The following is a 4233-nucleotide window of genomic DNA, read 5'->3' as shown; positions in this document are numbered from 1 at the left end:
CCGCGAGGTCCGGGACCTCGCGGGCGCCGCCGTGCACCGGGCTCCTCGTGCGTCAGGAGGCCCTCAGGAGGCCCTCAGGAGGCCGTCAGGAGGTGTAGTGCGCCGCCTCGTCGCCCTCGATCAGGTAGCTGCCCTCACCGCTGACCCCCACCGGGACGTCACCGGCCACCGTCACCCGGTGCAGCCGCCGCGGCAGGTCGTCGTAGTCGTCCGGCGCGTAGTGCTGGGTCGCCCGGTTGTCGAAGAGCACCACGTCCCCCACCGCCCACCGCCAGCGCACCACGTTCTCCGGCCGCGTCACGTACGACTGCAGGGTCCGCAGCAGATCCCGCGAGGCGTCCGTCGGCAGGCCGACGATCCGGTCCGCGAACCCGCCGATGAACAGCCCCCGCTCCCCGGTCTCCGGATGCACCCGCACCACCGGGTGCGCGGTCCGGTACCGCCGGGCGGTGAACACCCGGCGCCGCTCCTGCTCGGCCTCGTCCAGCGGCTTGCCCTCCGCGTAGTCGTACGCGTTGGTGTGCTCGGCCCACAGCCGGTCGGCGAACTCCCGCAGCGCCTGCGGCAGATCCCGGTACGCGGCCTGCGCGTCCGCGATCAGCGTGTTGCCGCCGTACGCGGGCACCACCAGGCTGCGCAGAGTGCTCGCCTTGGGCGGCGTGCGGACGAAGGTGACATCGGTGTGCCAGCGGTTGGCCCGACCCTCCTCGCCGTCCACCGGCAGCACGTGCGGCTGCCCCTCCAACGCCGGCACGGTCGGGTGGGCGGTGGTCAACGGCCCGAACCGGGCCGCGAACCGGGTCTGGCCGTCGTCGTCCAGCCGCTGCTCCCGGAAGAACAGCGCCTTGTGGGCGAGCAGCGCGCCGTTCAGCTCCTCGACGGTCGCCTCGTCCAGCTCCCCGGCGAGGTCGAGCCCGGTGATCTCGGCGCCGATCCGGCCGCCGACCTTGTGGATCCCGAAACTGGTCATGGTGCGGTGTCCTCTCACGGATGGTGGTGGATCAGTCGGTACGGGTACGGGTGCCGGTACGGGCCGCCGCACCCGCTCAGCCGCCCAGCGGGGCCCGCCAGGCGGTGAACCTGCGTTCCAGCAGCACCAGCGCCTGGTTGAAGACCACCCCGATGACGGAGATCGTGACGATGCCCGCGTACATCTGCGGGATCGCGAAGTTGTACTGGGAGGCGTTGACCAGATAGCCCAGCCCCGCCTTCGCCCCGACCATCTCGGCCGCCACCAGCACCAGGATCGACACCGCCCCGGCCAGCCGGATGCCCGTGAACACCACCGGCACCGACGCCGGCAGGATCACCTTCTGGAACATCCGGGGCGCCGACAGACCGAGCGACCGGGCCAACCGCAGCAGGGTGGGATCGACGCTGCGCACCGCGCTGATGGTGTTCAGCAGGATCGGCCACACACAGGCGTACAGCACGATCGAGATCTTCGAGGTCTCCCCGATGCCCAGGATCAGCGTGAACACCGGCAGCAGCGCCAACGCGGCCGTGTTGCGGAAGAGTTCGAGCAGCGGACCGAGCAGCCCCGCCAGCCGCCGGTACCAGCCGATCAGCAGGCCGAGCGGTACCCCGATCACCACCGCGAGACCGAAGCCGGTGAACGAACGGGTCAGGCTGGCCGTGGTGTTGGCGGCCAGCTGGCCGTTCTCCAGCAACCCGAGCCAGGCGTCCAGCACCTCGCTGAACGGCGGCAGGAAGGTCCGGTCCACCAGGTCGAACCGCGGGGCGAGTTCCCACCCCGCGAGCAGCACGCCGATCGCCAGGGTCTTGGTCAGGGCGCCGAGCAGCAGCCCGGCCACCGTCGAGCGCAGGCGGCGCGCCGGAGCCACCGGGGCCGGCGGGGCCGCGGGCGCGTCCGGCCGGGCGACGGCCCGGGCCGCCTTCTTCGCCACCGTGCCGATACCGGTGCTCATACCGGACTCACCTCCCGCTCCAACTGCTGGGCCCGGGTCACCTCGTCGTGGAGCAGAGCCCAGATCTCGTGCCGGTACCGGGTGAACTCCGGGCTGGAGCGCAGGTCCTGGTCCTGCGCACGGTCGCCGAGGTCGATCGGGACGACCTGCTTGACCCTTCCCGGGCGCGAGGTCATCACCGCCACCCTCCCGCCCAGGTAGACGGCCTCCTCGATGCCGTGCGTGATGAACAGCACCGTCTTGCCGGTGCGCTCCCAGATCCGCAGCAGCTCGGCCTGCAGCGACTCCCTGGTCTGCGCGTCGAGGGCCGCGAACGGCTCGTCCATCAAGAGCACTTCGGGGTCGTAGGCGAGGCTCCGGGCGATCGCCACCCGCTGCTTCATCCCGCCGGACAGCTCGTGCGGATGCCGGTCCTCGAACCCCGCCAGACCCACCAGCGCCAGGTACTCCCGAGCCCGGGCAGCGCGTCTGCGCCGTGGCACACCGATCGCCTCCAGGCCGAACTCGACGTTCCCCTGGGCGGTCCGCCAGGGCAGCAGCGCGTACTGCTGGAACACCGTGGAGCGGTCCGGCCCCGGGCCGGTCACCGGCACTCCGTCGAGCAGGATCTCGCCGGAGCTCGGTGCGGTGAGCCCGCCCAGCAGGTCCAGCAGGGTCGACTTGCCGCAGCCGCTCGGTCCCACCAGAGCGGTGAACTCACCCGCGGCGATGTCCAGATCGACCCGGTCCACCGCGAGGAACTCGGCCCGCCCGCGGGCCCCGGCCCGGCCTCGGACGGGAAAGCTCTTGCTGACCGAACGGAAGGAGATCTGTGCGCTCATCGCTCAACTCCTGCTCGCGGAAGGGGAGACGGCGGGCGCGGACGCACCGCCGAAACCGTTGTAGGCGTTGGAGTACAGGTCACCCGGCCTGACCTGACCGGCCTTGATGTCCCCGTGCGAGACCAGCCAGTCGATCCACAGCTGGAAGTCCTGGTCCGCGACCCGGCCGCCGGGCGCCGCCACACCGAACGACTTCCAGAACTGCAGGGCCCCCGGATCCTCGTTGCGGGCACGGCGCTTGACGATCTCCACACTGCGGGCGATCACCTCGGCCCGCGGGGTGCTCCGGCTCCACTCGATCGCCTTGGCCACCCCCGTGACGAAGGTCCGGGAGGTCTCCGGATTCTGCTTGAGGAAGCGGTCGGTCATCACGAAGGTGCCGGCGTTGAACGCCCCGAGCAGGTCGAAGTCGCTGAACAGCGGCCGGATCCCGCCGGCGGCCAGCGCCTTGTCGCGGAGCACCCCGCCCAGGACGGCCACCTCGATCTGCCGCTGCCGCAACGCCTGCTCCGTGTTGACCGGCGGCAGCACGGTCGGCTCCACCTTCGCCACCTCGGCGGCGGACAGACCGCCGCGCTGGAGGTAGATGTCGAGAAGGGCCTCCGCATGGGCACCGAGGGTGTTCATCGCGACCTTCTTCCCGAGCAGGTCGCGCGGACCCCGGATCGGGCTGTCCGCCAGCACGTAGTAGCCGCTGTACGCATCCCGGTCGACGCCGTAGTAGCTGATCACCGACTTCACCGGTGCCCCGGCGGCGACCAGTTTGATCACCGCGCCGTTGAAGGCACCGCCGACATCGGTCTGACCGGTCGCGGCCGACTGGATGTCCTGCGGCCCGCTGATCGTGTTGCCGACCCACTCCAGCCTCACATCACCCAAGTAGCCCAGATCCTCGGCGAGTTCGGGCAACGTCACCTGGCCCGCCGAACCTTGGTACCTGACTCTCCCGGTCTCTGTGCCCCCTCCCCCCGAGGCGGAGGCACGCCCGCACGCGGCGGAGACCGCCCCCAGGGCGGCGAGTGAGAGGAACTGGCGACGGGAGGCGGCGGCCATGGCGGAATCCTTCGCAGGCAGGAGGGTGCGCGCCGTACCGACCGGCAGCTCGGACACCGGGTCGGACGCGCGGGAAAGGGAGATGACGCTCCGGCCACCCGGCCCGGCGAAACGGTCAGGGGGCGGTCGGGCGGGAAGCGGGAGACGGGACGTCCGACGGACCGCGGGCCCCGATCGGCGGAACGCCGGCAGCCGGACGCAGAGCGGTCCTACCCGGCCGGAACCAGGTCAGCGGCAGACGGCACAGAGGGCGCTCGCGTGCCGTCGAAGATCGACGTGCAGGCGGCCCACCAGGCTCACGGCTACGGCTCGACTCACGCCCATCAGCGTTCCAGCAGGCGTCCTGGCCGGTCAACGAATGTTCCGGTGCCGGAAGAAACCCTTCCCACGCCGGTCGTGCGACCGGGTCCGGAAATGCGAGAAGCCCCTCC

General features: G+C 71.4%; 5 protein-coding genes. All 5 read right to left on the bottom strand.

All coding sequences use genetic code 11. The features are described 5' to 3' along the window. Positions 1-85: 85 nt before the first annotated feature. On the bottom strand, positions 86-970 hold the full coding sequence (locus AA75_RS44270) for a TauD/TfdA family dioxygenase (protein WP_033826241.1): 885 nt from the start codon (positions 968-970) through the stop codon (positions 86-88). Between the two features lie 76 nt (positions 971-1046). Then, on the bottom strand, positions 1047-1928 hold the full coding sequence (locus tag AA75_RS44265; protein WP_082527302.1) for an ABC transporter permease: 882 nt from the start codon (positions 1926-1928) through the stop codon (positions 1047-1049). Continuing rightward, the gene (locus AA75_RS44260) at positions 1925-2749 is read right to left on the bottom strand and encodes an ABC transporter ATP-binding protein (RefSeq protein ID WP_033826240.1); all 825 of its coding nucleotides are present in this window, start codon (positions 2747-2749) and stop codon (positions 1925-1927) included. The genes AA75_RS44265 and AA75_RS44260 overlap by 4 nt, the downstream gene beginning before the upstream one ends. 3 nt (positions 2750-2752) lie before the next feature. Further along, a complete protein-coding gene (locus AA75_RS44255; RefSeq protein WP_368666643.1) occupies positions 2753-3664 on the bottom strand; it encodes an ABC transporter substrate-binding protein in 912 nt (303 codons plus the stop codon). Positions 3665-4030: 366 nt separating this feature from the next. Beyond that, positions 4031-4126 carry a putative leader peptide gene (locus tag AA75_RS54235; protein ID WP_368666642.1) on the bottom strand — a complete coding sequence of 32 codons (96 nt, stop codon included), beginning with the start codon at positions 4124-4126 and terminating at the stop codon, positions 4031-4033. Positions 4127-4233 lie beyond the last annotated feature (107 nt).

The sequence above is a fragment of the Kitasatospora sp. MBT63 genome, assembly GCF_000710465.2.
Classification (GTDB): domain Bacteria; phylum Actinomycetota; class Actinomycetes; order Streptomycetales; family Streptomycetaceae; genus Kitasatospora.
Note: the sequence above shows the minus strand (reverse complement) of the source record. Positions and strands in the feature narration are given on the sequence as shown.

Excerpts from the sequence above, each read along its gene's own strand:
- AA75_RS44260 (WP_033826240.1), bottom strand. The coding sequence starts at position 2,749 with ATGAGCGCACAGATCTCCTTCCGTTCGGTCAGCAAGAGCTTTCCCGTC.
- AA75_RS44270 (WP_033826241.1), bottom strand. The coding sequence starts at position 970 with ATGACCAGTTTCGGGATCCACAAGGTCGGCGGCCGGATCGGCGCCGAG.
- AA75_RS44265 (WP_082527302.1), bottom strand. The coding sequence starts at position 1,928 with ATGAGCACCGGTATCGGCACGGTGGCGAAGAAGGCGGCCCGGGCCGTC.
- AA75_RS54235 (WP_368666642.1), bottom strand. The coding sequence starts at position 4,126 with ATGGGCGTGAGTCGAGCCGTAGCCGTGAGCCTGGTGGGCCGCCTGCAC.